The sequence below is a fragment of the Novosphingobium sp. genome (genome assembly GCF_031417815.1).
Taxonomy (GTDB): domain Bacteria; phylum Pseudomonadota; class Alphaproteobacteria; order Sphingomonadales; family Sphingomonadaceae; genus Novosphingobium.
On the sequence record NZ_JANOWI010000007.1, the window covers coordinates 1 to 24,918 of the forward strand.

Sequence of the window (24,918 nt, forward strand, 5' to 3'; positions counted from 1 at the left end):
TGTGGACCAGCTCGGCCTCGTCCGCCGGGGCCATGACCACGAAATTGGGCAAAGTGGCAAGATAGGCGATGTCGAACGATCCGGCGTGCGTCGCGCCGTCGGCACCGACCAGCCCGGCGCGGTCGATCGCGAAGCGGACGGCCAAGTTCTGGATCGCGACATCGTGGACCACCTGATCGTAAGCGCGCTGGAGGAAGGTGGAATAGATCGCGCAGAACGGGCGCATCCCCTGCGCGGCAAGGCCCGCCGCGAAAGTCACCCCATGCTGTTCGGCGATCCCGACATCGAACGCCCTGTCAGGGTGCGCTGCCGCAAACCTGTCCACCCCGGTGCCGCTGGGCATGGCGGCGGTGATCGCGCAGATTGTCGGATCGCTGTCGGCCAATTTGGCCAAGGTTTCGCCAAACACGTTCTGATAAGCAGGAGCGCTGGCCGGAGCCTTGACCTGCTGGCCAGTGATGACATCGAATTTCTGCACGCCGTGATACTTGTCCGCGCTGGCTTCAGCCGGGGCATAGCCTTTGCCCTTTTGCGTGACGACGTGGATCAAACACGGCCCTTCGGCGGCATCGCGCACGTTCTCAAGGATCGGAACCAGCTGATCGATATTGTGGCCGTCGATCGGGCCGACATAATAGAAGCCCAGCTCTTCAAACAAGGTCCCGCCCATCGCCATGCCGCGCGCGAATTCGTCGGTCTTCTTGGCGGCGCGGTGCAGCGGTTCGGGCAATTTGCGGCTCAGCCGCCGGGCGATATCACGCAAGGACAGGAACGGGCGCGAGGACACCAGCTTGGCGAGATAAGCCGAAAGCCCCCCCACCGGCGGCGCGATCGACATGTCGTTGTCGTTGAGGATCACCACCAGCCGGTTGCCAGCTGCCTCGGCGTTGTTCATCGCCTCATAGGCCATCCCTGCGCTCATCGCGCCGTCGCCGATTACTGCGATGCCTTTGCCCGGCGTGCCCGCCAGCTTGCCCGCTATCGCAAAGCCCAGCGCGGCCGAGATCGAGGTGGAGGAGTGCGCCGCGCCGAACGGATCATAGAGGCTTTCGCTGCGCTTGGTGAAGCCCGACAGGCCGCCGCCGCTGCGCAAGGTGCGGATCCGGCTGCGGCGCCCGGTCAGGATCTTGTGCGGGTAGGCCTGATGACCGACATCCCACACCAGCTTGTCGTCGGGCGTGTTGAACACATAATGGATCGCCACGGTCAGTTCGACCACGCCCAGACCCGAGCCCAGATGCCCCCCCGTCTGCCCCACCGCGCTGATCATTTCAGCACGCAGTTCGTCGGCCAGCTGACGCAATTGGTCGGGGCGCAGTTTTCGCAGGTCGCTCGGCAGTTCAACCGTGTCAAGCAACGGGGTGGACGGATTGGCGCTCATCGCCCAGCGCCTTACACGCTGGTTTCAATCGTGTCGATTGTAACTAAAGTGCACGTTCGATGGCCGTTTTATGGAGAGCCGCATCATGTCCCTGCCCGCCAATGCCCCGCCAGTGGTTTTCATCCTGACCTCTGCGCGCGATCTTGCCGTCCCGTTCTATCGCGACGTGCTGGGCCTGCGCCTGATGGGTGAGGATGGCTATGCCGCCACATTCGACATGGGCAATCGCACCCCGCTGCGGCTGACCGCGGTAGAGGGCCATCACCCCGGCGCGCACACCGTGGCGGGCTGGCACGTGGCCGATATCGCGGCGACGGTCGACGCGTTGAGCGCCAAGGGTGTGCTGTTCAAGATCTATGAAGGCTTTGATCAGGACGCGCGCGGAGTCTGGTCAGTGCCCGAAGGCGGCGCCAAGATCGCCTGGTTTGAAGATCCCGACGGCAACCTGCTGAGCCTGACGCAGATTGGCTGACGGCTTAGCTACACGCCGCGCAAACCCCGCGCAGTTCGACCACCGGGCGGATATCGTCGAACCCGGCCGCCCTGGCGGCTTCGACCAGCGCACCGGTCAGCTTGTCGTCATCGATATGCACCGCGCGGCCGCAGGCATCGCAGATCAGAAAGATGCAATCGTGGCGGCAGCCGGGGTGCGGGTTGGCGATATAGGCATTGGCGCTTTCCACCCGCCGCGCGAGGTTGTTGGCCACAAACAGATCGAGGATGCGGTAAACCGAATTGGCCGCCACCCGCTTGCCGCGCGCCTTGGACACGTCTTCGGCGACATCATAGGCTGAGGCCGGCTTGTCACGCGCGGCCAGCGCTTCGAACACTTCGGCGCGCATGCCGGTCCATTGTTCGCCAGCTTGCGTAAGTGCTGCGGATGCGGCTTCGACCAGGCTTTCGCCGGTCGGTTCGTGATGATGATGATGGGCTGCCATCCGCGCGATATAGGCGCAGCGGCGGCGCGCTGCAATTGCTAGCGCTGTGCGGCCTCAGCCGGGAGGGCCATAGTCTGGTCGGGCAGCACCGGTGCGGCGGTGGCAGCCGGGATAACCTGATCGGCAATGCTCTGTTCAAACGGCGAGCCCAGTACCGATACCAGCGCGGCAACCCCCAGCATGAAGCCGATGGTGAATGCGCGGAACAGGTCGGACTTGAACAGGGCCATGGGAGAATCGCTTTGTCAGGTGTGAATTGCTTGAGGGCCCTCGTGCAGAATTGAGGGTTACCGTCCAGTGAACATCCCTGTCAGCTTCGCGACAGCACGATGAAGCGCGTTCGCCCTGCGGTGAATGGAAGCGATCAGTGCCGGAAGTGGCGCATGCCGGTGAAGACCATGGCAAGGTCGGCCTGGTCGGCAGCGTCGATAACTTCCTGGTCGCGCATCGATCCGCCCGGCTGGATCACCGCGGTGGCCCCGGCCTGGGCCGCGGCAAGCAGGCCGTCGGCGAACGGGAAGAACGCGTCCGAGGCAACCGCACTGCCGGCCGTGCGGCTTTGCGCCCAGCCGAATTTCTCGGCCGCTTCGGCTGCTTTCATAGCCGCGATCCGGCTGCTGTCGCGGCGGTTCATCTGGCCTGCGCCAATCCCGGCGGTGATGCCATCGCGCGCATAGACGATCGCGTTCGATTTGACGTGGCGCGCCACGGTCCAGGCGAACAGGCAATCCTTGAGTTCCTGCTCGCTCGGCTGTCGCTTGGTCACCACCTTGAGGTCGGCTTCGCTGATTGCCCCGTTATCGCGGCTCTGCGCGAGCAGTCCGCCGGTGATCGGCTTGATCAGCAGGCCAGTTCGGCGCGGATCGGGCAGATCGCCGGTGATCAGCAGCCGCAGGTTCTTCTTGCCGGCGAAGACGGCGCGCGCCGCTTCGTCGGCGGCGGGGGCCACGACCACTTCGGTGAAGATCGCGCAGATCGCTTCGGCGGTGGGGCCATCAAGCGGGACATTGACCGCAACGATCCCGCCAAACGCCGAGACATCGTCGCACTGCAGCGCGCCCTGCCAGGCTTCGAGCAGGCTTGCTGCTTGCGCGACGCCGCAAGGGTTGGCGTGCTTGACGATCACGACCGCGGGCGCCTGGCCTTTGAATTCAGCGACAAGTTCGAGCGCGGCATCGGCGTCATTGTAATTGTTGTAGCTGAGCGCCTTGCCCTGCAGCTGCTCGGCCTGGGCAATGCCTTTTGCATGCGGGCCGACCGGCACGTAAAGCGCGGCACGCTGGTGCGGGTTTTCGCCATAGCGCAGCTCTTCCACCCGCGCGGCCGTAACCGCCAGCATTTCGGGGAACAGTTGCTGCTGATCGGCGAAGGCGAACCACTGGCTGATCATCGCATCATAGGCCGCGGTGGCCGCATAGGCGCGCGCCGCCATCAGTCGGCGGAAATCATAGCTGGTTGCGCCGTTTTCTTCGTCCAGTTCGGCAAAGAACGCCGCGTAGTCAGCCGGGTCGGTCAGAACCGTAACCCAGGCGTGGTTCTTGGCGGCCGAGCGGACCATGCTGGGTCCGCCGATATCGATGTTCTCGATGATCTCGTCGCGGTCCGCGCCTTTCATCACGGTCTGGACGAACGGGTAGAGGTTGACCACGACCAGATCGATCGCGCCGATATCGTGTTCGGCCATGGCCTTGGCATGTTCTGGATTGTCGCGCACCGCCAGCAGCCCGCCGTGGACCTTGGGGTGCAGCGTCTTGACCCGGCCGTACATCATTTCGGGAAAGCCGGTCAGATCCGATATGTCCATCACATCGAGCCCGGCATCGCGTAGCGCCCCCGCCGTGCCTCCGGTGGAGACCAGTTCCACCCCGCGCGCCGCCAGCGCCTGGCCCAGTTCCACCAAGCCGGTTTTGTCGGACACCGAAAGCAGCGCCCGCCGAATCGTCACATCGCTCACAATTCAAACCCTCGTCGTGGTGGCGCCCAGCTTATCGCTACGTTCAGCCCATTTTCTTGAGCAGCCAGGAGAAGCTTCCCCCGCCGCGCGAAACCAAGCCCTGGATCACCAGTTGCTGCACCGGATGCGGGCGGCCCTGGCCATCGGCCCACAGGCTTTCCTCGATTGTCACCTGGCCTTCGCCGCCGACGCGGAATTGCCAATAAGTTCCGTCGGCAAGTGCGAGGCCCGCGCCCTTGCCGTCCTCGGACAGCCCGACATCGACCCCGGCGCCGAGGTGAAAGCGGATCGCGAAGCCGACCTTGCCGGCCTTGCCCTTGCCGCTGGCAGGCACCAGCAGATCTTCGCCGCGCAGTTCGCTGCCATCGTCGCGCAGGATCAGGATGCGGCGGTGGATCAGGCCAAAGCGCGAGGCATAGCCATTATGGCTGGCCTCGATCCGGGTCGCCCCGGCGTTCCTTTCGCTAATCAGCGTGCGGCGATCGACATCGACTTCGGATACCCCGCCGCCGATCCGGCCATTGATCAGCACGGCGGTCGAATTGGCATCATCCAGCACCAGCGTCGAATGCGCGGCACTGGCGCGCAGGCCCTGCTCAAGCCGCGCCGGGATCAGCCCGCCGGCGCAGCCCGCGCCGCCGCAGTTGATCACGATCCGCTGCCCGGAATGGCTGAATTCGAACGCCAGGGTCGAGGCGCAGCCGGTGCGGGCATGCTTGGCCAGCGGCGGCGGCGCGGCATCGAACTGCAGCACGCCCTTTTGCGCCACCACCCGCTGGTAACCCCATTGGCGGATATCGCGCAGTGGCCGAGTGCGCACCCCGCTGGCTTCGACCAGCGCGGCAACGTCGCCAGCGTCGATCGCCCAGCCGCCCTGCCACGATCCCAGCGAGCCATCACCGTGCGTCAGCGCCAGCAGCGGCGGGACCAGCAGATCCAGCATCGTTTCAAGCGCCTGCGGCATGTCGCGCTTGACCGCCTGGTAACAGGCCCGCAGCCGCACCAGCAGCGCAATCGCCTCGATCTGGCCCAGCGGGCTGCGCGACAGCACCCCGCCATCATCGCCAACCATCTCGCCCAGCGCGCGGATCAGCCCGCTTTCGCCGAACAGGCGGCGCGGCTTGCCCTGTGGCAACAGCAGGCCTGCCGCCACGATCCCGCACCACCCAGCCACTTCGGCAAGGCGGTCTTCCGCCCGGCCGACGTTCTTGTCGAGCCAGCGCGCGGTATCGGCCATCGCTTCGAAAGTGCGGGTGCGCAGCGCGCGATCCTCGCCGCCAAGGATCAACGGGGCGTGGACCAGCCAGCTGAGCAGCCGGTTGCCGGCGTTGTCGATGCTCCACGCAGGACCCTTGCCGGGTTTCGATGGCAATTTGCGGTTAGCATCGAGCCAGGCAGCCAGCACCCGCTGCGCCACCGGAGCCACGGTTTCGCGCGGGGCGCAGGCTTCAAGATCGGCCAACCAGGCAAACGAATGGACCGTGCGTTCAAGCGGCGGGGCCATCCGCCCGGCCCCGGCAAAATCGATCTGGGCGATCGGGCTCTTGACCCCGTGGACCAGAAAATGCCCGGCCCGCAGCGCAGTACCCGCCATCTTGCTGCCGGGCAGCGGGCTGACCACCGTGGCCAGCAGGCGCGGCCGCGCAGCCTTCGTAAAAGGGGCGTTCAGTGTGGATCCGGGAATCCCGAGGCGATAGGCGAGGCGGATGAAGCGTTCCCCCAGCCCCAGCGCAGGCGGCCCGAAATCCGCCAGGGCCAGCGCCCGGCCCGGCTCGACCAGTTCGCCCGGTGGCGGCAGCACATCGCGGACCGGCGCGCCTGTCACCAGCCCGCCCTCATCGCTTGGTCCCAGTCCGATTGCCGAACGCGTGGCCGTTTCCGGGGACGCTGCGCGCGAAGAGAGCAGGGTGTCGGCCATCGTTCATCCCGCCGCCTTCAGGGCCGCGATATTGGCGGCATAATGATCCGGCCCGCCCTTGAAGCTGGCAGACCCCGCCACCAGCACATCGGCGCCTGCGGAAACGCAGAGCCGGGCGGTTGCGGCATCGACCCCGCCATCGACTTCGAGGTGGATCGCCCGCCCGGTCTTGTCGATCATCTTGCGCACCGCTTCGATCTTCTTGAGCTGGCTGGTGATGAAGCTTTGCCCACCGAACCCGGGGTTGACGCTCATCACCAGGACCAGGTCGATCTCGTCGATCAGGTAGTCGAGCATCTTGGCGGGGGTTGCCGGGTTGAGCGAAATTCCCGCCTTCTTGCCCAGCGCCTTGATCGCCTGGACGGTGCGGTGTGCGTGTGGTCCGGCTTCGGGGTGGAAGGTGATGATGTCGGCCCCGGCTTCGGCAAAAGCGGCGATGTAGGGATCGACCGGGGCGATCATCAGGTGGACGTCAAACGGCTTGGCGGTGTGGCCGCGCAGGGCCTTGACCACCGCCGGGCCGATCGTGATGTTCGGCACAAAATGCCCGTCCATCACGTCGACATGGATCCAGTCGGCCCCCGCCGCATCGATCGCGCGCACTTCTTCGCCCAGCCGGGCAAAGTCGGCGGACAGGATCGAGGGCGATATAAGCGGCGTGGCCATGAGCGTCGGACGGCTCCCTTCCCTCGCGCTTAGCCAGCACCTGTGGTCCGAACAACGGGAAACCCCGTGTTTTCCACATTGCTTGCCCGCAGTTCGCCGCGTGACGGCCACGGCGCAGCGCGATTGACAGGCGCAGGGGCAAGGCGGCACAGCCGGTGGATGCGCACCCCCGCCCACCTGATCGCGCTTCTGGCCCGCGAAACGCAGCTGTGCGATGGCCGCGTTGCGCACGAAATCGATGGTCGGCCGGTCCCCGACAACAGCCGCAGTTTTGCCCACGGCGAATTCGTACTGCGCACCGGTACGGGGTATGGCTTCCACTACCGGCCGGGCCAGGGCGTGGCCTGTGAGCGCGGGCCGGACGCTGATCCGGATGAGCTTGAGCTGTGGCTTTACGGCAGCGTTTACGCGGCGATTGCCTGTCTCCACGGACTTTACCCGGTCCATGCCTCGGCAGTGGCCTGGGATGGCCGGGTGCACGCCTTCACCGGGCCCAGCGGGGCGGGCAAATCAACCTTGGTCGCGGGCCTTGGCCAGCACGGACTGCCGCTGTTCTGCGACGATACGCTGCTGTTGGTGCTCGACGATCCGGCGCAGATTGTCGCGCTGCCCGGGCACAAGCGGCTCAAACTGACCGGGTCGGCGCTGGCACTGACCGGGGCGGAGGCGCTGGCCCCGGTTGGTTCCGATACGGGCAAGAGCTATGCCGCGCCGCCCGCAGGAGCGCTGCGCGAACCGCTTGAACTGGCCAGCCTGACCTTTCTTGAGCAAGGCCCCGCCGCGCTGCTCGAGCCGATCACCGGGGCGGCGCGATTTACCGCGCTGGGCGACGATCACTACACGCAGGACCTCTATCGCTGCGCTCGGTCGCCCAGCCTTGACGCGCTGTTCGCCGTGCGCGCGCGGCTGGCGTCGGGCCTGGCCATGGCGCGGCTGGTGCGGCCGTTCACGCGCGAAGGGTTTGCAAAGTCACTCGATCTCGCCGAAACCGCGATTCGCAACTGACTTCCGGAGATAGAGGCGTGAGCCAGATACTGCGCAAAGCCGATGGCGCGTACAGCGAAACAGCGATCGACGACGAGATCGTGGTGATGAGCCTTGACGACGGCGATTTCTTCTCGCTCACCGGATCGGCACGGGCGATCTGGCTGCTGATCGATGGTACCCGCAGCCGCGCCGCTGTTCTGGCCGCCCTGGCTGCAGAATTTTCGTGCCCAGAGGGCGAAATTGCGCCCGATCTTGATGCGTTTCTTGCCGACCTGAGCGGGGCTGGGCTGCTTGCCCAGACGTGAGGTCTGGGCGGCGCGGCAGCGTACGCTTAGCGCCATGGCGCTGCTGTGCGTGGCCCGCCTGCTGGTCGCGCTGGCGCCGTTCGGGCTGTGGCGGGGGCACCTGGGGGCACGACCGGATTGCCGCGACGGCGCGGACCTTGCGGATGTGCGCCGTCTTGCCGCGCATATCGAGCGCGCCGCCTGGCGGCTACCGTTTGCGCTCAAATGCCTACCCCAGGCCATGGTCCTGAGCTGGCAGCTGCGCCGCCGGGGGCTGCGCCACCGGATCGTTTTTGCAGTCCGTCCGCCCGGCGCGCGCGGCGGCGATGATACCTTGCACGCCTGGATCGAATGTGGCGGGCAAGTGGTCCTGGGGTTGTTGCCCGGCCCATGGCTGGAAGTGCATGCGCAACCGGGCTGAAGAATGCTGCCCGAAGGGCAGATTGCATTTGCCAACTGCCTGCAGATCAGGGCATAAACCCTGCAAGATCAAATCGAACCGGCAAAGGCCTTGTGCGGTTCTGCGGAGGCAATGAACATGACCAAAATCAAGCAGACCTGGACCAAACCCGAACTCGTGAAGCTGGGCAAGATTGCGCAGGTATCCGGCGCGCAGAACCCGGTTGCGCAGGCTGCCGGCAACGTGAAGTCCTGATTCCCGGCCACCCTTTCGGCAGGCCTGGCCCGTTCTTGCCAATAGTCTCCTCCTTGAAGAATTGCTGCCGTGCTTGCATTTGCCTGGCCTTGGGGTGAAGCCGCGCCGCAAGCAGCCGCGCAATTGGCCGACAGACTGGCGGCTTCGCTAAGCGCCGGGATCGGCGGCGCTTCTGCCGCTTGCGCTGTTGATGGCCTTGCCTGCGCGGCCCGTGCGATTCCGAGTGACCCGCAAGCGATGCAGCGCTGGCGGCCGGCAAGACTACCCGGCGGCGAACTCGCGATCTTCAATGGCTGGATCGACAATGCAGCCCAACTGGCCCCCGAACTTGGTTGTCCCAGCGATGATCCGGCGCTGCTCTATGGCCTGGCGGTGTCGCGCTGGGGGATTGCTGCTGAAGATCGCCTGATAGGCGAATATTGCGCACTGATCGCCGATCCGCAGGCTCGCACGGTGCGTCTCTCGCGCAGCCCGCTTCGCGCGCCTCCGCTGCACTATGCGCGCAGTTCTCAACGTGTCGCTGCCAGTTCTGTCCCCCGCGCATTGTTCGCTGCCGGGATCGAGCGGCGTCTGGACGAAGACCGCTCTGCCGACAGCGCCATGCTCAATTTCACCAACCCCGAATCGACCTGGTTCGCAGGTGTTGCCAAAGTTCCGCTGGGATCGGTTGTCACACTTCGGCCTGAGCAGGACCGGCAGTTAGAGACCTGGTACGATCTGCTCTCGCTACCCGACGTCCGACTGGGTTGCGATGCGGATTATGTCGAGCGGGCCAATGCTCTGCTTGGCGAGGCCGTGGCGGCATGCCTTGGAAACGCCAGCAAGCCCGGCAGCACTTTGTCGAGTGGGCTCGATTCCTCGCAGGTTGTGGTCCATGCCCTGCGCTGCCTGCCCGAAACCAAATCGCTACCCACTTTCACTTTCCATCCTGAAACGGGCTGGGATGGACTGGTGGAAACCGGGATGAATGGCAATGAACGGCCAATGGTTGAGGCTTTTGCGGCGATGCACCCCCGGATCGAGGCGCATTTCACGGACAATCGCGGCTATGGGCACGATCACCGCTGGAACGACTTTTTTCACGTGATGGGCGGCGCGCCTTCGGGCCTGTGCAACATGTATGTGTTTCATGGCCTGTTTACCGAAGCCCGCAAAGCCGGCTGCGACCGGCTCCTGATGGCCGAATGGGGCAACTACACGTTCAGCGACAAAGGCGAATGGGGCTATGTCGAATTGCTGCTAAAAGGCCGGTGGCGGCAATACTATCTGGCGCTGAAGAACCACCCCAACGACACCCGCAGTCTGTGGCGCAAGTTCCTGGCCCTGACCTTGATGCCGCTGCTGCCCCAAAGGCTGTGGCGGCTGGTCAAGCGGCTCGTCCATCCAGATGAAGAGGTTGCCGTTGAATGGATGACCCCGCTGCACAAGTCTTACCGTGAAAGCTCAGGCGCCGATACGCGCTATCGCGCTTCGGGCCTCCAGATTGATCGCTATCAGCCCTGGAATCGCCGTGAAGGCCAAGCGCTTATCTACCAGAACCATGATGCTGAGTCGGCTGAGATCTACCAGGCCTTTGCGCAGCTTTATGACATTCCGATGCGCGATCCCACTGCCTACCGGCCCCTCGTTGAGTTTTGTCTGGGCTTGCCGGTTGAAATGTTCATGCGCGATGGTGTGCCGCGCTGGCTGGCCAAGCAGATGGCGCGCGGTATCATGCCAGAGCACCAGCGCACGAACCAGTTGAACGGGCGCTGGGACTCTGATTGGCACTTGCGAATTGGCCGTCAGCGCGCCGGGTACTTCGAAGAGCTAGACCGGATCGCAGGTGACCCTCGCCTCGCCGAAATGATCGATGTCGAGCGGCTGCGCGAAGCGCTTGAAGCCTTCCCGGAACAGACTGTGCTGGACCTGAAATGCAAGTACACCATCGAATTTGCCTTGCCGCGCGCGATGCTGGCTGCACGGTTCGTGCGCTGGGTGGAAGGGCGCAATTGAGCCTCGGGAGAGCGATATCAGCACGCCAATCCAGACCACGGCGCACGTCTGAGCTGTTACTCAGACCAGGCAAGCCTGTTACCACATCGCCATGACCGCATCCCTGCTTCGTTTGATCGGCCCCGGCTTGCGCGCGCAGGCCGGCGTTCTCGTTGCCCTGATGGCGGCTTCGGGCCTGACCGAGAGCATCGGTGTAATGCTGCTGGTCCCGCTGTTGACCGCGATTGAGCCAAACCAGACCGGGGCCATCTCAGGCGCGCTCGCCGAACTTGGGCTATCCTTGTCGCTGGGCGGGATGCTCGCGGTATTCGTCTTGCTCGTGACGGCACGCGGGCTGATCAATCTGGCTCGCAACAGGGCGGCACTCAGGCTTGAACTGACGGCGGTCGAAGGACTGCGGGGGCGTGCCTGGCGCGGCATACTGGATGCCGATTGGCGCGCGCTTGGCAGCATTCGGCAGGCGGATGGCGCAAACCTCCTGATCGACAACATCGACCGTGCGGGATACGGAATGAATCAGGTGGTAGCGGGTTTGGCCGCCGGGATCACCCTAAGCGGCCTGGCACTGGCCGGATTGGCGGTGGCACCGGTCGTGACGCTGGGGGCCGGGCTGGGCGGAATTCTTGTTCTTCTGGCCTACCGCGGCCTTCGGCAGCGGGCGGCGGCTTTGGGCGAACGGCTGGGCTTGGCCTACCAGACCATGCACCGCAGCATCGGTGAGAGCCTTGGTGCGCTGCGCACGATCAAGAGCCTGGGCGGTGAGGCCAGGGCCGAAGCGTCTGCCCTGGCTGGATTTGCCAGCCTTCGTGAAGCAAGCCTGTCGTATCAACGCGTGGTTGGGGTGGGTCAGTTCGCGTTGCAAGCGGGCGGTGCCATAGTCCTGGCCGGGTTGGTCTGGCTGGGCGTCCAGCGGTGGGGACTGGGGGCTACGGCAATCCTTCCGGTCGTTGCACTGTTTGCCCGCGCCTTGCCGCTGCTTGGAAGCCTGCAGGAAAATTGGCAGAACTTTGAGCACACCCGCCCGGCAATCACAGCGGTTTTTGCTCTGATCGACCAAGTCGAAGCCGCGCGGGAGCCGGAACTGCCATTGTCTGCGCCGCCCGATCTGCGGCGGGCTATCGCTCTGAGTGCCATTACCGTGCGCCATGAAGGTGCGGAAAAACCGGCGCTTGATGCCATCACCCTTACGGTACCAGCCCGGGCGCTGATCGCGCTGACCGGCGCATCGGGGGCGGGAAAAAGCACGCTGGCGGATGTGCTTGGCGGGCTGATCAGCCCCGATGCCGGATCGCTGCTGATCGATGGAACGCCGCTTGATGCGGCCCAGCGGCGGGCCTGGCGATCGCAGGTAGCCTATGTTCAGCAAGATCCGGCGCTGCTGGCCGATACGGTCCGCGCCAACCTGTTGTGGGCCGCGCCCGCTGCCGATCAGACGCGGATCATGGCAGCGCTGCGCGATGCGGCCTGCCAGTTTGTGTTCGGCTGGCCGCAAGGGATCGATACGCCGATCGGCGATGGCGGACGCGCGCTTTCAGGCGGAGAGCGCCAGCGCCTGATGCTGGCCCGCGCCTTGTTGCGCGATCCGGCGCTGCTGATCCTGGACGAGGCGACCAGCGCGCTCGATGCCGAGAATGAAGCTCTGATTGCCCAGGCGCTCGCGGGGCTCAAGGGCCGCATGGCTATTCTGATAATCGCCCACCGCGGCGCGCTGACGGCGCTGGCCGACCGCACATACCGGCTTGATCAAGGAAAATTGGTCAGCTGAGCGTCGCGGCGTAGATTTCCGGCAGTTCGCGCGGGGCCTGCTGTTCGGCCAGCTGGTGCGCGCGCGGATCGTCGACATCGAGCCACCACGCGCCGCCCACTTCCCAGGTCGCGGCGCGGCCCTGATCGGCCAGCAATTGCATCCCTTCGGACAGGCTCCCGGCCTTGCCCTGCGCAATCGCGGCGCGGATCGCCACGGCCAGCTCGGGGGTGCACAGGAATGCGCCGCAATCGACCGCATCGTAGGTCGCAATGGTCTTGCCGATCGCGCGGATGAAACCGCGTTCGTCACGTTCTACCCAGGTCGCGTCGTCGGGATCGATCTGCGGGTCGGCGGTGCGCTGATCGACCGCCAGCGTTACCCCGCGATCCGGCCCGCCTTGCTGCGCCAGACCAGAGAGGATCGGTGCGGAAAAGATATGGTCCGACATCATCAGCAGATAGTCGCCCGCAATCGCGTCAGCCCCGGCCAGCACCGACCAGCCATTGGGCTTTGACCAGTCCGCCACCCGCTGCGCTACCACTGCAATTCCGGCCCGGTCCGCCAGCCCGGAGAAAGCTGATTCAAGCCGCTCGGCCTCGTGCCCGGTCACCACCACCACGCGCGCTGCGCCCGCAGCCTTGGCCTGACGGATTCCCAGTTCGAGCAGAGGCACGCCGGCGACCGGGGTCATCGGCTTCGAATCCGAAATATCGCGCAACCGGCTGCCGAATCCGGCGGCGATGATCAAAGCGTCCATTTCAAGTCCTCAAACAGAAACGGCGCCGGTTGCCCGACGCCGCGTCTGAATTCGATCACGCGGGCCTTATTCGGCCGCGAGCGCGGTTTCCGCGATGTATTCATCGACCATCTGGGCGGCCAGATCGTCGTTGAACTGCTGCGGCGGATGCTTGCAGAAATAGGCCGAGGGGCCGATCAGCGCGCCGCCTTCACCCCGGTCGAGCGCCAGCTTGGCACAGCGGATCGCGTCCATCACGCAGGCAGCCGAATTGGGGCTGTCTTCGACCGACAGGCGCAATTCCAGCTCCATCGGCACATTGCCCCACTGCAGCCCTTCAAGGCGCAGGAAGCACAGCTTGTTGTCCTTTTGCCAGGGCACATAGTCCGACGGGCCGACGTGGATGTTTTCATCCGCAAGCCGCTGCGCCAGCATCGCCTGAACCGCTTCGGTCTTCGATTCCTTCTTCGAACCGAGCCGTTGGCGATCGAGCATGTTCATGAAATCGGTATTGCCGCCGGTGTTGAGCTGATAGGTCCGCTCAACCGTGACGCCGCGCGCCGCAAACAGGCTGGAAAGCACGCGGTGGACGATCGTCGCGCCAACCTGGGCCTTGATGTCATCACCCACGATCGGCAGGTTCTTTTCGCGGAAGCGCGCTTCCCATTCGGGGCGGCTGGCGATGAACACCGGCATGCAATTGACCACCGCAACGCCCGCTTCAAGCGCACATTCCATGTAGAATTCGGTTGCTGCCTGCGAGCCGACCGGAAGGAAGTTGATCAGCACTTCGGCGCCCGAAGCCTTGATCGCTGCGATGATCCCGGCCTTGTCGGGCTCGGCATCGTTTGCAACGATGAAGCCCTTTTCGCCCACCGTGGTCATGTGCGCGGCAACGCCATCGGACACTTTGCCCATGATCACCTTGGTGCCGGTCAGCGGCACGTCCTGCTGGAACACCTTGGTGTTGTTGGGCGCGGAAAAGATCGCTTCGGCGATGTCCTTGCCAACCTTGCGCGCATCGACATCGATACCGAGCACGAAATCGACATCGCCGGCGCCGTAGCCGCCGATCTTGTCGTGAATCAGGCCCTGCGAGGAATTGTTCTGGCGGTAGTATTCAACCCCCTGGACCAGCGAACTGGCACAATTGCCGACGCCGATCATGGCGACTTTGATAGGCTTCATTATCTCTGCTTCCCTTTCGAGCGTCGCAACGCGCCCCCTTGAAGGGACGCGGCAATAAGAATTTGCACGCCAAAAGCAAGAGGTTTGGCGCAGGTCATACCGAAAGCCGCACCCGGCGCGTAGGACTCAACGCCGCGCACCAGACCGCATCCGGTGCCGACTCTGGCGCAGATCCCGGGGGATTTGCGCTGCACGTCGGCAATGTGCCTGCGCAATGCAGGCTTACAAGCATAGCACCAAACGCGCGCTGAGCAAATCCGTGCAACATGCCGGTCAAGCCGGTGACGTGTCGGCTGCGGTCCAGGGCTGCGCCTTACCCCTGTTCGCGCCGCCGCAAGCCCGATAAGGAGCGGTGATCGAAGCCGCCGGCCAGGTCCGGCAAGGCCGGTCAAGGGAGCGCAAGGACGTGAAGCAGACTGCTGCGGGGAGCAACAAGGATCGGCCGGCCCGCCCCGAGCGACCACGCGAACTGCAGGATTCGCTCAACTACTACCTGTATCATCCGCTGGCCTGGCAACTGGCGCGCGCGCTGGCCAGAACGCCGATCACCCCCAACATGGTTTCGCTGCTCGGGGCGGCGATGGTGGTGGCCGCAGGGCTTAGCTACACGACGCTTGCATGGCCGGCTTCGGCGGCGCTGGGCATGGCGCTGCACATGGGCTGGCACGTGGTCGACGGGGCCGATGGCGATCTCGCCCGGCTGACCGGGCGGACCAGCCCGATCGGCGAGATGGTCGACGGGCTGTGCGACTATCTCAGCCACCTCGTGCTTTACATGCTGCTCGCCGGGTTCATCGCCCCCAGCCCGGCATGGTACGGCGGCTGGCATGCCGGCATACTGGTGCTGGTCGCCGCGCTGAGCCACGCGGTCCAGTCCAACCATGTCGAAGTCCAGCGGCGGCAGTACCAGTACTGGGTCTATGGCACGCCGTGGCTGCGCAATTCGCACGCCGCCAGCGATTCGGCGACGGCGAAAAGCTGGGCCGCGGCGCTGGTTTCCACTTACATCGGCCTCGCCAGCGGGATGACGCCCTATGCGCTTCGGATCGATGCCGCGGTTGCGGCGGCCAAAGGCGACCGGGCCAGGCTTGATACGATCGCTGCCGCCGTTCGCTCCGAATCGCCCCCGCTGCTGCGGATGTGCAAGCTGCTGGGCCCCAATCCGCGCGCGGTAGTGCTGGGCTTGTCGATGCTGATCGCCAATACGCCGCTGTGGTACCTGCTGTATCAGGTGCTGGTGCTCAACGTGCTGCTTGTGATCTCGGTGCGGATGCACAATGCTGCGGCCCGGCGGATCGCTGCGAACATCGAGGCCTGAAATGCTCCACGAAGACCTGCTGGAAAATGCCCGCGCCATATCGGGCGATATCATCGCGCTGCGCCGCGCGATCCATGCCGAGCCCGAACTGGGGCTCCAAACCCCCCGGACAATCGCCAAGGTCCGCGCGGCGCTGGCCGATCTGCCGCTTGAATGGCGCGAAGGCCGCTCGACCAGCGGTGCAGTGGCGATCCTCAAGGGCGGCGCGGGTGAAGGGCGAACGGTGCTGCTGCGCGGCGATATGGATGCGCTGGCGATGCCTGAGGAGACCGGGCTAGACTTCGCCTCGCAAGTGCCCGGCACGATGCATGCTTGCGGCCACGATGCCCACACCGCGATGCTGGCCGGCGCAGTCCGGCTCTTGTGCGAACGGCGCGCCAGCCTGAAGGGCGAAGTGCGGTTCATGTTCCAGCCGGGCGAGGAAGGCTTCCACGGCGCCAAATTCATGCTTGAGGAAGGCCTGCTGGGCGGAACGGCTGGTTCGCCGCTGCCCGAAGCCGCCTTTGCCTTGCACGTGATGCCCAATGCCCGCCACGGCCAGGTGGCCGGGCGGACCGGCGCGCTGATGGCTTCGGCCGACCAGTTTGAAGTGGTGGTCACCGGGCGCGGCGGCCATGCCGCCTTGCCGTACATGGCGCTTGATCCGGTGCCGATCGCCTGCGAGATCGTGACTGCGCTGCAGACGCTGGTCGCGCGCCAGTTCGATCCGCACGATCCGGTGGTGGTCACCGTGGCGCAGATTGGCGCCGGCACCGCGCACAACATCATTCCCGATTTCGCCCGGCTCAGCGGAACCTTGCGCACGCTATCGCCGCGCCACCGTGATCAGCTCCACGCCGCGCTTGAACGGCTGGCCAAGGGTATTGCCGAAGCCCACGGGGCCAGCGCCGCCGTCACCATCACCCCGGGCTTTCCGGTCACCGTCTGCGATGGCCGCGCGGTGGCGCTGGGCGAAGCGGTCAGCACCCAGCTGTTCGGCGAAGGCACGTTCCGCCGCCTCGACCAGCCGATGATGGGCGCCGAGGACTTCTCCTACGTGCTCGAAAAGATCCCCGGCGCAATGCTGTTCCTGGGCGTCGCCCACGAAGGCGTCGATTGGCACAACTGCCCGGCGATCCATTCGCCGCGGATGATGATCGACGAAAGCGCCCTGCCCGGCGGCGCGGCGCTGCTGGCCGGCTGCGCGGAACGGTTTCTGGAGCGGGGGTGGGAATAGTTGGTGCACCCGACAGGATTCGAACCTGTGACCCCTGCCTTCGGAGGGCAGTACTCTATCCAGCTGAGCTACGGATGCGTTGCGCTGGCGGTTAGCAGCGTGTTTGCGGCTGCGCCAGCCACTTTGTGCGCCTTTCGCTGCGGCAATTAGCAATTTGGCAAGCGAAGCTGCGTTATGGCAGTCTGGATATGAACGCCTATTCCAGTTTTTCCGCGCCCATCGGCGGCGTCCTGCCCACATCGGGGCGGCCTGAATTCGGCCAGGCTTCGGCCTCGGCGATGAGCATGAAGTGGTCGGCGCTGCACGATGCGGTGGGCGTCGCCGGGATGCTGGCCGGGATCGCGGCCGAACCGATGCGCGCCGAAGTGCGCAATTTTCCCGCGGTGATGCGCGATGCCGGGGGCTGGCGCCGCCAGCGCGCCGAAGACGGGATCGACGATCTGGCCGCGATCATGGAACCGGGACTGGCGGCGCTGCTGGCGGTCAATGCCCGCGGCGTGAACCCCGCCGTGGCCGCGCTGGCCTTGTGGCAGGAATTCCAGGCCGCCCGCGCCGTGCTGCTCGCGCTGACCCCGCCGCCGACGACGACCACGCTGCGGCGGTTTACGTAGTTCCTTCCGGCTCGGGCTGGTGTTGCAAGTCATCCGCGGAGGCGGATAGCGCACCCAACCAAGAATCAGCCGGACGGCCTGTCCGCACCGCCGTGAGGCGGATAACATTTGCACAGTTCCCGCTCTGTTCTTATGGTGCGCTGGTCATGCAAGCTCCCGCACCGATTCCCGACGATCCCGATCTCAAGGCGGCGCAGGCTGTGGCGCGGGGGATTTGCCGGCTGTTTGCCCGCAATGATATCTGGTGCATGCCCGAAATGCCGCTGCGCAATGCCCGCCGCGCCGATCTGATGGGGATCGATGCCAAGGGCCATCTGATCATCGTTGAAATCAAGGTTTCGCGCGCCGATCTGCTCGGCGATGCCAAATGGGGCGAATATCTGGACTATTGCGACCGGTTCTATTGGGGGCTGGCGCCGCATCTTGACCGGGCCTGCATGGAAGGGCCGGCCTTTCTGCCGCAGCGCTGCGGCTTGATCGTCGCCGATGCCTATGATGCCGAGGTTTTGCGCCCCGCGCCGCTGGTCCCGCTCAATGCCGCGCGGCGCAAGGTCGAGACCGAGCGGCTGGCCCGCGCGGCGCTGCGCCGCGGCCAGTTCCTGAGCGATCCACGGGTCGGCACAACTTAACGGTTAATTTACCATGTTGCGCCAGAACCGGGTCTGAAAGGGACACCGGGGACACCACATGGACACTTATCGCGGCCGATTTGGCGACCATAACGACGAGGCCGGTGATTGGCCCGAAATCGCTTTTGGCACCGAAGCCGAAGACGAAGAGGAGCTTCACGAAGCTCCGCCCAGCCCGGTCGGCCAGGACGAGCGGCGCATGCAGGTGCGCGCGTACAACCACTGGGCCAGCTTGCTCGATGGGCGCAATTTTCCTTCGATCGAGGACCTCGACGCGGAAGGCTTGCCCGATTTCGGCCCTTACAGTGTCCTGCTCGATTTCACCGGCGGGATCGAGAACCCCTCGATCCAGTTCCTCGGCGACAAGCTGGCCGTTGAATGCGGTGCGGGCGGCGAGATCGAAACGCTGTCCGATGTTCCGGCGCGTTCACTGCTGTCGCGGATTACCGACCATTACATGCAGATCATCGCCAACCAGGCGCCGATCGGCTTCGAGGCGGAATTCATCAACCAGCGCGATCACACGATTCTTTACCGCGGCATTCTGCTGCCGTTCTCGAGCGACGATGATACGATCGATTTCATCTATGGCGTGATCAACTGGAAGGAGCTGGCCGACCAGCAGACCACCGACGCGTTGATGCGGGAAATCGACCAGGCGCTTGAGCTTGAAGTACCGCAGATCCCGCAGCGCGATCTGCCGCTGACCGACTGGGCCGATGGCCCGGCCGATACCGCAGGGCTGGAACCGCTGGATCTGGGCAGCGCCGACTTTGGCAGCGCCGAACCTGGCGATGATGACGGGGTGTTCGATCTGGCCGGCTTTGCCGCCGAAACCGAAGCCGACCGGGATGACGTGCTCGACCTGACGGTGCCCGCTGATCAGCCTGAGGTGCTCGATGATGCCGCCGATATGGCGCTGGCCGACTATCTCGCCTCGGCGCGGGCCCTGGCTGAAGCCGCGCGCGGCAGCGAAGACCGCACCCGTCACGCGCTCTATGCTGCGATTGGCCGCGCCTATGACTTTGCCCTCGCCGCCGAAGCGCTGCCCGGGGACTTTGCCGAACTGGTCGCCGATTCGGGCCTGACGGTGCAAGACCGCGCGCCGATGACTCCGGTGGTCAAGCTGGTGTTCGGTGCCGAATACGACAAGACCCGCCTGACCGAATATGCCTCGGCACTGAGCCATGCCCAGCGCATCGGCCTGGCCCGCGGCGAATTGACCCCGTTCCTGAGCCATGCCGCAGGCGGGCTCAAAGGTGTGGTTGCCGAGGAACGCCGGTTCAAACGCAGCGAAAGCGGCAAACCCGATGCCATGCGCGACACCCCGCGTGAAGCGCTCGCCAAGAAGCTGCGCCAGTTGGCTTATGCCCCGCTTGACAGCGTGGCTGACGAAGGCAGCGAATTCACGCTGCTGGTCGCCCGCCGTCTGCCTTCGGGCGAAGTGGTGCTGCTGGGCGAAGTGTCCGATGATGTTGCCCTGATCGAAAAGGCCGCGCGCAAGCTGATCTGATCGGGTTCTTCTTTCCCCTCCTCGGGCGCCTGCCTCGCGGCATGGCGCCCGTTGTTTTTGCGTGTTAGGCACCGGGCCAATGGACTGGCGCTTGGGCAAATGGGGGACTGTGGCCGTGGTCGCGGCGCTGATCGCGCTGGGCCTGGTGCTGGCCTTGCGCTGGGCCATTGCCAATCACGGCCCGGCCTTGCTCGATTGGACCGATCGCCAGTTCGGCGGCAACCACGGCTACCGGATCGCACTGGCCGATGGCCGCTATGGCGCGGATCCGCAGCACCGGATCACGGTGATCGCACCCGAAACGCCTGCCACGCAGCCCTGGCCGGTGGTGGTCTTCATCCATGGCGGCGGGTGGCGCAGCGGGGATCCGCGCGATTACCGGTTTGTCGGACGGCAGCTGGCGCGGCGCGGCTTTGTGGTGGTCTCCGCGGGCTACCGGCTGGGCCCGGCAGGCCGCTATCCGGCGATGCTGGAAGACGGGGCCGCCGCGCTGGGCTGGGTCCAGGCAAATGTCGCGCGGTTCGGCGGCGATCCCGGCGGGGTCTGCCTGATCGGGCATTCGGCAGGAGCCTACAATGCCGCGATGCTCGGGCTGGAACGGCAGTGGCTGGGCCGCCAGGCCTTGCCCGAAGGGTTCGTGCGCGGCGTGATCGGTTTGGCCGGGCCATACGATTTTTACCCGTTCACCAGCGATTCGGCGCGCAATGCCTTCGGCCATGTCGAGCAACCGGCGCTGACCCAGCCGATCAGCTATGTGCGCGGCGATGCCCCGCCGATGCTGCTGATTACCGGCGATGCGGACGAAACGGTCAAGCCGCGCAACACCGCCGCCCTGGCCAAGGCGCTGGCCGCGCTCGGCCACCAGCCAACGGTCGTCGTGCTTCCCGGCATGGGCCACAACGATCCGGTCAAGCTGCTGGCCGCGCCGTTCAACCGGGATACCCGCGTGATCGAACCTGTGCTAGACTTCCTTGAGGCCCACTGCCGGGCTTCAGCGCCGGTTCAGGCGGCTAACCGATAGGTCACTGCCCATGGAGCGCCCACTGACCCGCACTTTGCCCCGCCTGCTGGCATCGTTCCTGGCGATGCTGGCGGCGCTGTCGCTGGGGGTCCAGCCGGCCCTGGCGCAAGGGGTGCTGCGCGATACCGAAACCGAGGCTTTGCTGCACGATCTGGCCGCGCCGCTGGTGGCCGTATCGGGGCTCGATGGCCGCAATGTCGACGTCGTGCTGTATGGCGACAATTCGATCAACGCCTTCGTCGCTGGCGGGCAGGTCATCTACATCAACGCCGGGCTGATCAATGCCGCCGATAGCGCCGCCGAAGTGCAGGGCGTGATCGCCCACGAACTGGGCCACATCACCGGCGGCCACGTGATCAACGATGGCGGGGCGAAGGCGGCGGCAGGGATCAGCATCGTTTCGCTGATCCTGGGCGGGCTGGCGGCGGCGGCCGGCGCGGGCGATGCCGCGATCGGGGTGATGATGGCCGGCCAGCAGGCTGCGCTGGGCAAATACCTCTCCTTCAGCCGCGCGCAGGAATCCACCGCCGATGCCGCCGGTGCCACGTTCCTGTCCAAGGCCGGGATTTCCGGGCGCGGTTCGATCGCGTTCTTCAAGAAATTGCAGAACATGGAAATGCGCTATGGTTTCAAGCGCACTGCCGACAGCGAGTTCTATTCCAGCCACCCGATGACCTCGGACCGGATCCAGACGCTGGAGGATACCTATCAACACGATCCCGCCTGGAACACCCCGGCTGATGCGCAGATCGAGGCCCGCTTCCAGCGCATCAAGGCCAAGCTGCTTGGCTATACCGAAACGCCGGCCCGCACGCTGCAAGTCTATCCCGAACCGGTGCAGACCGTGCCGGCGCACTATGCCCGCGCTTATGCCTTCCACAAGGAAGCCTTCATCGACAAGGCGCTGGCCGAATGCGACGCGCTGTTGGCGATCGCGCCCGAAGACCCCTATTTCCTTGAACTGAAGGGCCAGATTCTGCTCGAATCGGGACGCCCGCAGGATGCGCTGGAGCCGCTGCGCCGGGCCAGCGAGATCACCCAGTTCGCGCCGCTGATCGCCACGCTGTTCGGCCATGCGCTGATCGCCACCGAAGATCCCGCCAACCTGCCCGAAGCCGAACGCGTGCTCAAGGCGGCGCTGTCGCGCGACCGCGACAACCCGTTTGGCTGGTACGTGCTGAGCGTGATCTACGGTCAGAAGGGTGATATTCCCCGCGCCCGGCTCGCTTCGGCCGAACAGCAGGTGCTGCAGCTCAATTTCGGGGCGGCGCTGGTCAGCGCCGAAGCCGCCGAAGCCGCGCTGCCCAAGGGTTCGCCCGACTGGCTGCGCGCGCAAGACATTGCGATGCAATCGCGCGCAATGATTGAACAGTCGGCCAAACGCAGGTAGCGACGGCGCATGTCCGAACCCTCGCAGCGCGCAACCAATCTGCTCCTCACGATTTCAGGCGTAATCTTGCTGATCGCCGGGGCGGCGGCAGGCTGGGCGTTCGAACGCGGCCGCACGGCCGGGGGCAGCCAGGAGGCGTTCGAGGCGCGGGTGCGCAATTATCTGGTTAGCCATCCCGAAGTGCTCGCCGAAGCCGCCGAAGCCTATCGCAAGAAGAGCACCGGCCAGCAGGTTACCGATGTTGCAGACGCATTGGAAAAGCCGTTCCCGGGGGCCGTGCTGGGCAATCCCCAGGGCACCCTGGTACTGGTCGAATTCTCTGATTTTGCCTGCACCTATTGCCGCGCGAGCGTGGCCGATGTCGAAGCGCTGATCGCCGAAAATCCCGATCTCAAGGTGGTGATCCGCGAATTGCCGATCATCGCACCGACCAGCCCGGATGCCGCACGCTGGGGGCTGGCTGCGGCGCAGCAGGGCAAATATCCGGCGTTCCACAAGGCAATGTTCGCGATCGGCCACACCGACATGGCCTCGATCGAGGCGGCGGCGCGCAATGCCGGGCTGGATCTGGACCGGGCCCGCGCCGATGCCGCCTCGCCCGCGATCAACGCGGAACTTGCCGCCAATGTGGACCTTGCCCGCAAGCTGGGCATCGATGGCACGCCGGCCTGGGTGGCGGGCGATCAGCTGGCCAGCGGCGCGCTGGGCAAGGTGGAACTGGGCAAACTGGTTGCCCAGGCAAAAGGCAAGTAATCCATTAGCGGCGGCCGGCAATTTTCTGCTAGAATAGCAGCCATGGCCGTCCTGCCTTTTCGCCCGATCCCGTTTTTTGCCAACAAGAACCAGGCGTTCTGGCGGCTGCAGATGGCCGGCTGGGGCGGCGCGCTGCTGCTGCGCACGATGTCGGGCCTGGCCAATGCCAAGACCCTGTCGTTCCTGGTGCTGGTGCTGATTTCGACCATCACCGGTCTGTCGCTGACGCTGATCCTGTCGGTGGTCTACCGCAACCTGATCAACCGGCGGCCGCTGGTGACCTGGGGGGTTACCGCGCTGGTGCTGAGCGTTGCGGTGGCACTTTACGCGCTGGTCGATGCCTGGGTGAACGGGCTCTACAACGGCGATCAGACCTTCGATGTCAGCCGGGTGATCGGGCTGATCTATCTTGATGCCACGCTGCTGCTGGCCTGGTCGGCGCTCTATTACATGATCAATTTCTTCCTCCAGATCGAGGAGCAGAACGACCAGCTGATCCAGCTGGAAAATCAGGCGACCAGCGCGCAGCTGGCGATGCTGCGCTACCAGCTCAACCCGCATTTCCTGTTCAACACGCTGAATTCGATCTCGACGCTGGTGCTGCTCAAGCAGACCGAGCCGGCCAATGCGATGCTCAGCCGCCTGTCCAGCTTCCTGCGTTACACGCTGGTCAACGAGCCGGCCGGCCGCGTCACCGTGGCGCAAGAGGTCGAGACGCTGAAGCTCTACCTCGAGATCGAGCGGATGCGGTTCGAGGAACGGCTGCGCACCGCATTCCGGATCGATCCGGCCACCGAAAAGGCGCTGCTGCCCTCGCTGCTGCTCCAGCCGCTGGTCGAAAACGCGATCAAATATGCGGTCGGCCCGCAGGAAGCCGGGGCGGAAATTACCATTTCAACGCAGCTCGTCGGCCAGAACCTTCGTATCACCGTCTCCGACACCGGGCCGGGATTGCAATCGACCGGGGCCTCCAACAGATTGAGCGGCGTAACGTTCGATGGCGGCGAGCCTGTGTCGACCGGTGTGGGTCTTGCCAATATCCGTGATCGGCTGGCCCAGGCCTATGGAGAAGACCACCGGTTTGAAACGATGGAACCGCCCGAAGGCGGATTTGCCGTGCTGATCGAACTTCCATTTGAACGCCGCGAGGCTGCGCCCGCCATGAGCCAGCCCGAAAAACGCCCGGCGCTGACGGGTTGAACAGGATTTTTTGTAGATGACCATCCGCACCATCATCGTCGATGACGAGAAACTGGCGATCCAGGGGCTGATGCTCCGGCTTGAGAAATTCCCCGATGTCGATGTGATCGAGACCTGCGCCAACGGGCGCGAGGCGATCCGCCGGATCAAGACCGAAAAGCCCGATCTGGTGTTCCTCGACATCCAGATGCCGGGGTTTGACGGGTTTTCAGTGGTCAAGGGCCTGATGGACGTTGAACCGCCGCTGATCGTGTTCGTCACAGCCTATCAGGAACATGCCGTCCGCGCCTTCCAGGCCAATGCGGTCAATTACCTGATGAAGCCGGTCAACGAGGACGAACTGGCCGACACGATGGAGCGCGTCCGCACCCGCCTGTCCGAAAAGGGCGCGGCGGGCGAAGCCGAAATGCTTAAAGCCGTGCTCACCGAAGTGGCGCCCGATGCGATCGAGGCGATGCCCGACGATATCGAGCATGCCAACCGCTATGAAAAGCTCATCAACATCAAGGATCGCGGGCAGATTTTCCGGGTCGACGTCGATTCGATCGAACGGATCGAGGCGGCCGGCGATTACATGTGCATCTATACCGCCGACAACAGCCTGATCCTGCGCGAAACGATGAAAGACCTTGAACGGCGGCTCGATCCGCGCGTGTTTCAGCGGGTTCACCGCAGCTGGATCGTCAACCTCAACCAGGTCCGCCAGGTCAAGCCGCACACCAATGGCGAATGCTTCCTGGTGCTGGAATCGGGCGCCGATGTGAAAGTCAGCCGCAGCTACCGCGACGTGGTCGCGCGGTTCGTCCACTGACGTCGTC

General features: G+C 65.0%; 24 protein-coding genes and 1 tRNA gene. 16 read left to right on the top strand and 9 right to left on the bottom strand.

Annotated features, from left to right (window positions below; genetic code table 11):
- The coding region (dxs, locus tag RMN99_RS01315) for a 1-deoxy-D-xylulose-5-phosphate synthase (protein WP_309621483.1) at nt 1–1,381 on the bottom strand (1,381 nt) is incomplete at its 3' end.
- A gap of 85 nt (nt 1,382–1,466) precedes the next feature.
- Between dxs and RMN99_RS01320 the strand changes: the two genes are divergently transcribed.
- Entirely contained in the window at nt 1,467–1,853 is a 387-nt protein-coding gene (locus tag RMN99_RS01320) for a VOC family protein (RefSeq protein ID WP_309621484.1), read from the top strand.
- A 4-nt stretch (nt 1,854–1,857) separates the two neighbouring features.
- Here RMN99_RS01320 and RMN99_RS01325 read toward each other — a convergent pair whose 3' ends face one another.
- From RMN99_RS01325 to rpe, 5 genes are all read right to left on the bottom strand, one after another.
- The gene (locus RMN99_RS01325; RefSeq protein WP_309621485.1) at nt 1,858–2,319 is read right to left on the bottom strand and encodes a transcriptional repressor; all 462 of its coding nucleotides are present in this window, start codon (nt 2,317–2,319) and stop codon (nt 1,858–1,860) included.
- Between the two features lie 38 nt (nt 2,320–2,357).
- Complete coding sequence (locus RMN99_RS01330; protein ID WP_309621486.1) at nt 2,358–2,549, bottom strand: hypothetical protein; 192 nt, start codon at nt 2,547–2,549, stop codon at nt 2,358–2,360.
- A 134-nt stretch (nt 2,550–2,683) separates the two neighbouring features.
- On the bottom strand, nt 2,684–4,273 hold the full coding sequence (gene purH, locus RMN99_RS01335) for a bifunctional phosphoribosylaminoimidazolecarboxamide formyltransferase/IMP cyclohydrolase (protein WP_309621487.1): 1,590 nt from the start codon (nt 4,271–4,273) through the stop codon (nt 2,684–2,686).
- Nucleotides 4,274–4,316: 43 nt separating this feature from the next.
- The gene (locus RMN99_RS01340) at nt 4,317–6,191 is read right to left on the bottom strand and encodes a heparinase II/III family protein (protein WP_309621488.1); all 1,875 of its coding nucleotides are present in this window, start codon (nt 6,189–6,191) and stop codon (nt 4,317–4,319) included.
- A 3-nt stretch (nt 6,192–6,194) separates the two neighbouring features.
- The gene (rpe, locus tag RMN99_RS01345; RefSeq protein WP_309621489.1) at nt 6,195–6,857 is read right to left on the bottom strand and encodes a ribulose-phosphate 3-epimerase; all 663 of its coding nucleotides are present in this window, start codon (nt 6,855–6,857) and stop codon (nt 6,195–6,197) included.
- A 159-nt stretch (nt 6,858–7,016) separates the two neighbouring features.
- On the opposite strand from rpe, the gene RMN99_RS01350 reads away from it, so the two are divergent.
- From RMN99_RS01350 to RMN99_RS01370, 5 genes are all read left to right on the top strand, one after another.
- A complete protein-coding gene (locus RMN99_RS01350; protein WP_309621490.1) occupies nt 7,017–7,862 on the top strand; it encodes a hypothetical protein in 846 nt (281 codons plus the stop codon).
- Nucleotides 7,863–7,879: 17 nt separating this feature from the next.
- A complete protein-coding gene (locus RMN99_RS01355) occupies nt 7,880–8,149 on the top strand; it encodes a PqqD family protein (RefSeq protein ID WP_309621491.1) in 270 nt (89 codons plus the stop codon).
- Nucleotides 8,136–8,549, top strand: a complete 414-nt coding sequence (locus RMN99_RS01360; RefSeq protein WP_309621492.1) for a lasso peptide biosynthesis B2 protein — start codon at nt 8,136–8,138, stop codon at nt 8,547–8,549. Before RMN99_RS01355 ends, RMN99_RS01360 begins: the two co-directional genes overlap by 14 nt.
- A gap of 303 nt (nt 8,550–8,852) precedes the next feature.
- Entirely contained in the window at nt 8,853–10,778 is a 1,926-nt protein-coding gene (locus RMN99_RS01365) for an asparagine synthase-related protein (RefSeq protein ID WP_309621493.1), read from the top strand.
- Nucleotides 10,779–10,869: 91 nt separating this feature from the next.
- On the top strand, nt 10,870–12,543 hold the full coding sequence (locus RMN99_RS01370; RefSeq protein WP_309621494.1) for an ABC transporter ATP-binding protein: 1,674 nt from the start codon (nt 10,870–10,872) through the stop codon (nt 12,541–12,543).
- Here the strand turns inward: RMN99_RS01370 and RMN99_RS01375 are convergent.
- Nucleotides 12,536–13,282, bottom strand: coding sequence for an NTP transferase domain-containing protein (locus RMN99_RS01375; RefSeq protein ID WP_309621495.1), 747 nt, complete (start codon nt 13,280–13,282; stop codon nt 12,536–12,538). The genes RMN99_RS01370 and RMN99_RS01375 overlap by 8 nt on opposite strands.
- Nucleotides 13,283–13,348: 66 nt before the next feature.
- A complete protein-coding gene (locus RMN99_RS01380) occupies nt 13,349–14,449 on the bottom strand; it encodes an inositol-3-phosphate synthase (RefSeq protein WP_309621496.1) in 1,101 nt (366 codons plus the stop codon).
- A 352-nt stretch (nt 14,450–14,801) separates the two neighbouring features.
- Between RMN99_RS01380 and RMN99_RS01385 the strand changes: the two genes are divergently transcribed.
- Both RMN99_RS01385 and RMN99_RS01390 read left to right on the top strand, forming a co-directional pair.
- Nucleotides 14,802–15,767: a CDP-alcohol phosphatidyltransferase family protein gene (locus tag RMN99_RS01385; protein ID WP_309621497.1), complete on the top strand. Its 966-nt coding sequence runs from the start codon at nt 14,802–14,804 to the stop codon at nt 15,765–15,767.
- 1 nt (nt 15,768) lies between these two features.
- Entirely contained in the window at nt 15,769–16,983 is a 1,215-nt protein-coding gene (locus RMN99_RS01390) for a M20 family metallopeptidase (RefSeq protein ID WP_309621498.1), read from the top strand.
- A 1-nt stretch (nt 16,984) separates the two neighbouring features.
- Here the strand turns inward: RMN99_RS01390 and RMN99_RS01395 are convergent.
- Nucleotides 16,985–17,061, bottom strand: a tRNA-Arg gene (locus RMN99_RS01395).
- 110 nt (nt 17,062–17,171) lie between these two features.
- Here RMN99_RS01395 and RMN99_RS01400 point away from each other — a divergent pair.
- From RMN99_RS01400 to RMN99_RS01435, 8 genes are all read left to right on the top strand, one after another.
- A complete protein-coding gene (locus RMN99_RS01400) occupies nt 17,172–17,594 on the top strand; it encodes a hypothetical protein (RefSeq protein WP_309621499.1) in 423 nt (140 codons plus the stop codon).
- 146 nt (nt 17,595–17,740) lie between these two features.
- Nucleotides 17,741–18,223: an MmcB family DNA repair protein gene (locus tag RMN99_RS01405; protein ID WP_309621500.1), complete on the top strand. Its 483-nt coding sequence runs from the start codon at nt 17,741–17,743 to the stop codon at nt 18,221–18,223.
- Between the two features lie 58 nt (nt 18,224–18,281).
- Entirely contained in the window at nt 18,282–19,736 is a 1,455-nt protein-coding gene (locus tag RMN99_RS01410) for a hypothetical protein (RefSeq protein ID WP_309621501.1), read from the top strand.
- A gap of 79 nt (nt 19,737–19,815) precedes the next feature.
- The gene (locus tag RMN99_RS01415; RefSeq protein ID WP_309621502.1) at nt 19,816–20,757 is read left to right on the top strand and encodes an alpha/beta hydrolase; all 942 of its coding nucleotides are present in this window, start codon (nt 19,816–19,818) and stop codon (nt 20,755–20,757) included.
- A gap of 10 nt (nt 20,758–20,767) precedes the next feature.
- Nucleotides 20,768–22,147, top strand: a complete 1,380-nt coding sequence (locus tag RMN99_RS01420) for a M48 family metalloprotease (RefSeq protein WP_309621503.1) — start codon at nt 20,768–20,770, stop codon at nt 22,145–22,147.
- A gap of 9 nt (nt 22,148–22,156) precedes the next feature.
- Complete coding sequence (locus RMN99_RS01425) at nt 22,157–22,900, top strand: DsbA family protein (protein WP_309621504.1); 744 nt, start codon at nt 22,157–22,159, stop codon at nt 22,898–22,900.
- Between the two features lie 42 nt (nt 22,901–22,942).
- Nucleotides 22,943–24,100, top strand: a complete 1,158-nt coding sequence (locus RMN99_RS01430; protein WP_309621505.1) for a histidine kinase — start codon at nt 22,943–22,945, stop codon at nt 24,098–24,100.
- Between the two features lie 16 nt (nt 24,101–24,116).
- Nucleotides 24,117–24,911, top strand: coding sequence for a LytTR family DNA-binding domain-containing protein (locus RMN99_RS01435; protein WP_309621506.1), 795 nt, complete (start codon nt 24,117–24,119; stop codon nt 24,909–24,911).
- The last annotated feature ends 7 nt before the right edge of the window (nt 24,912–24,918 follow it).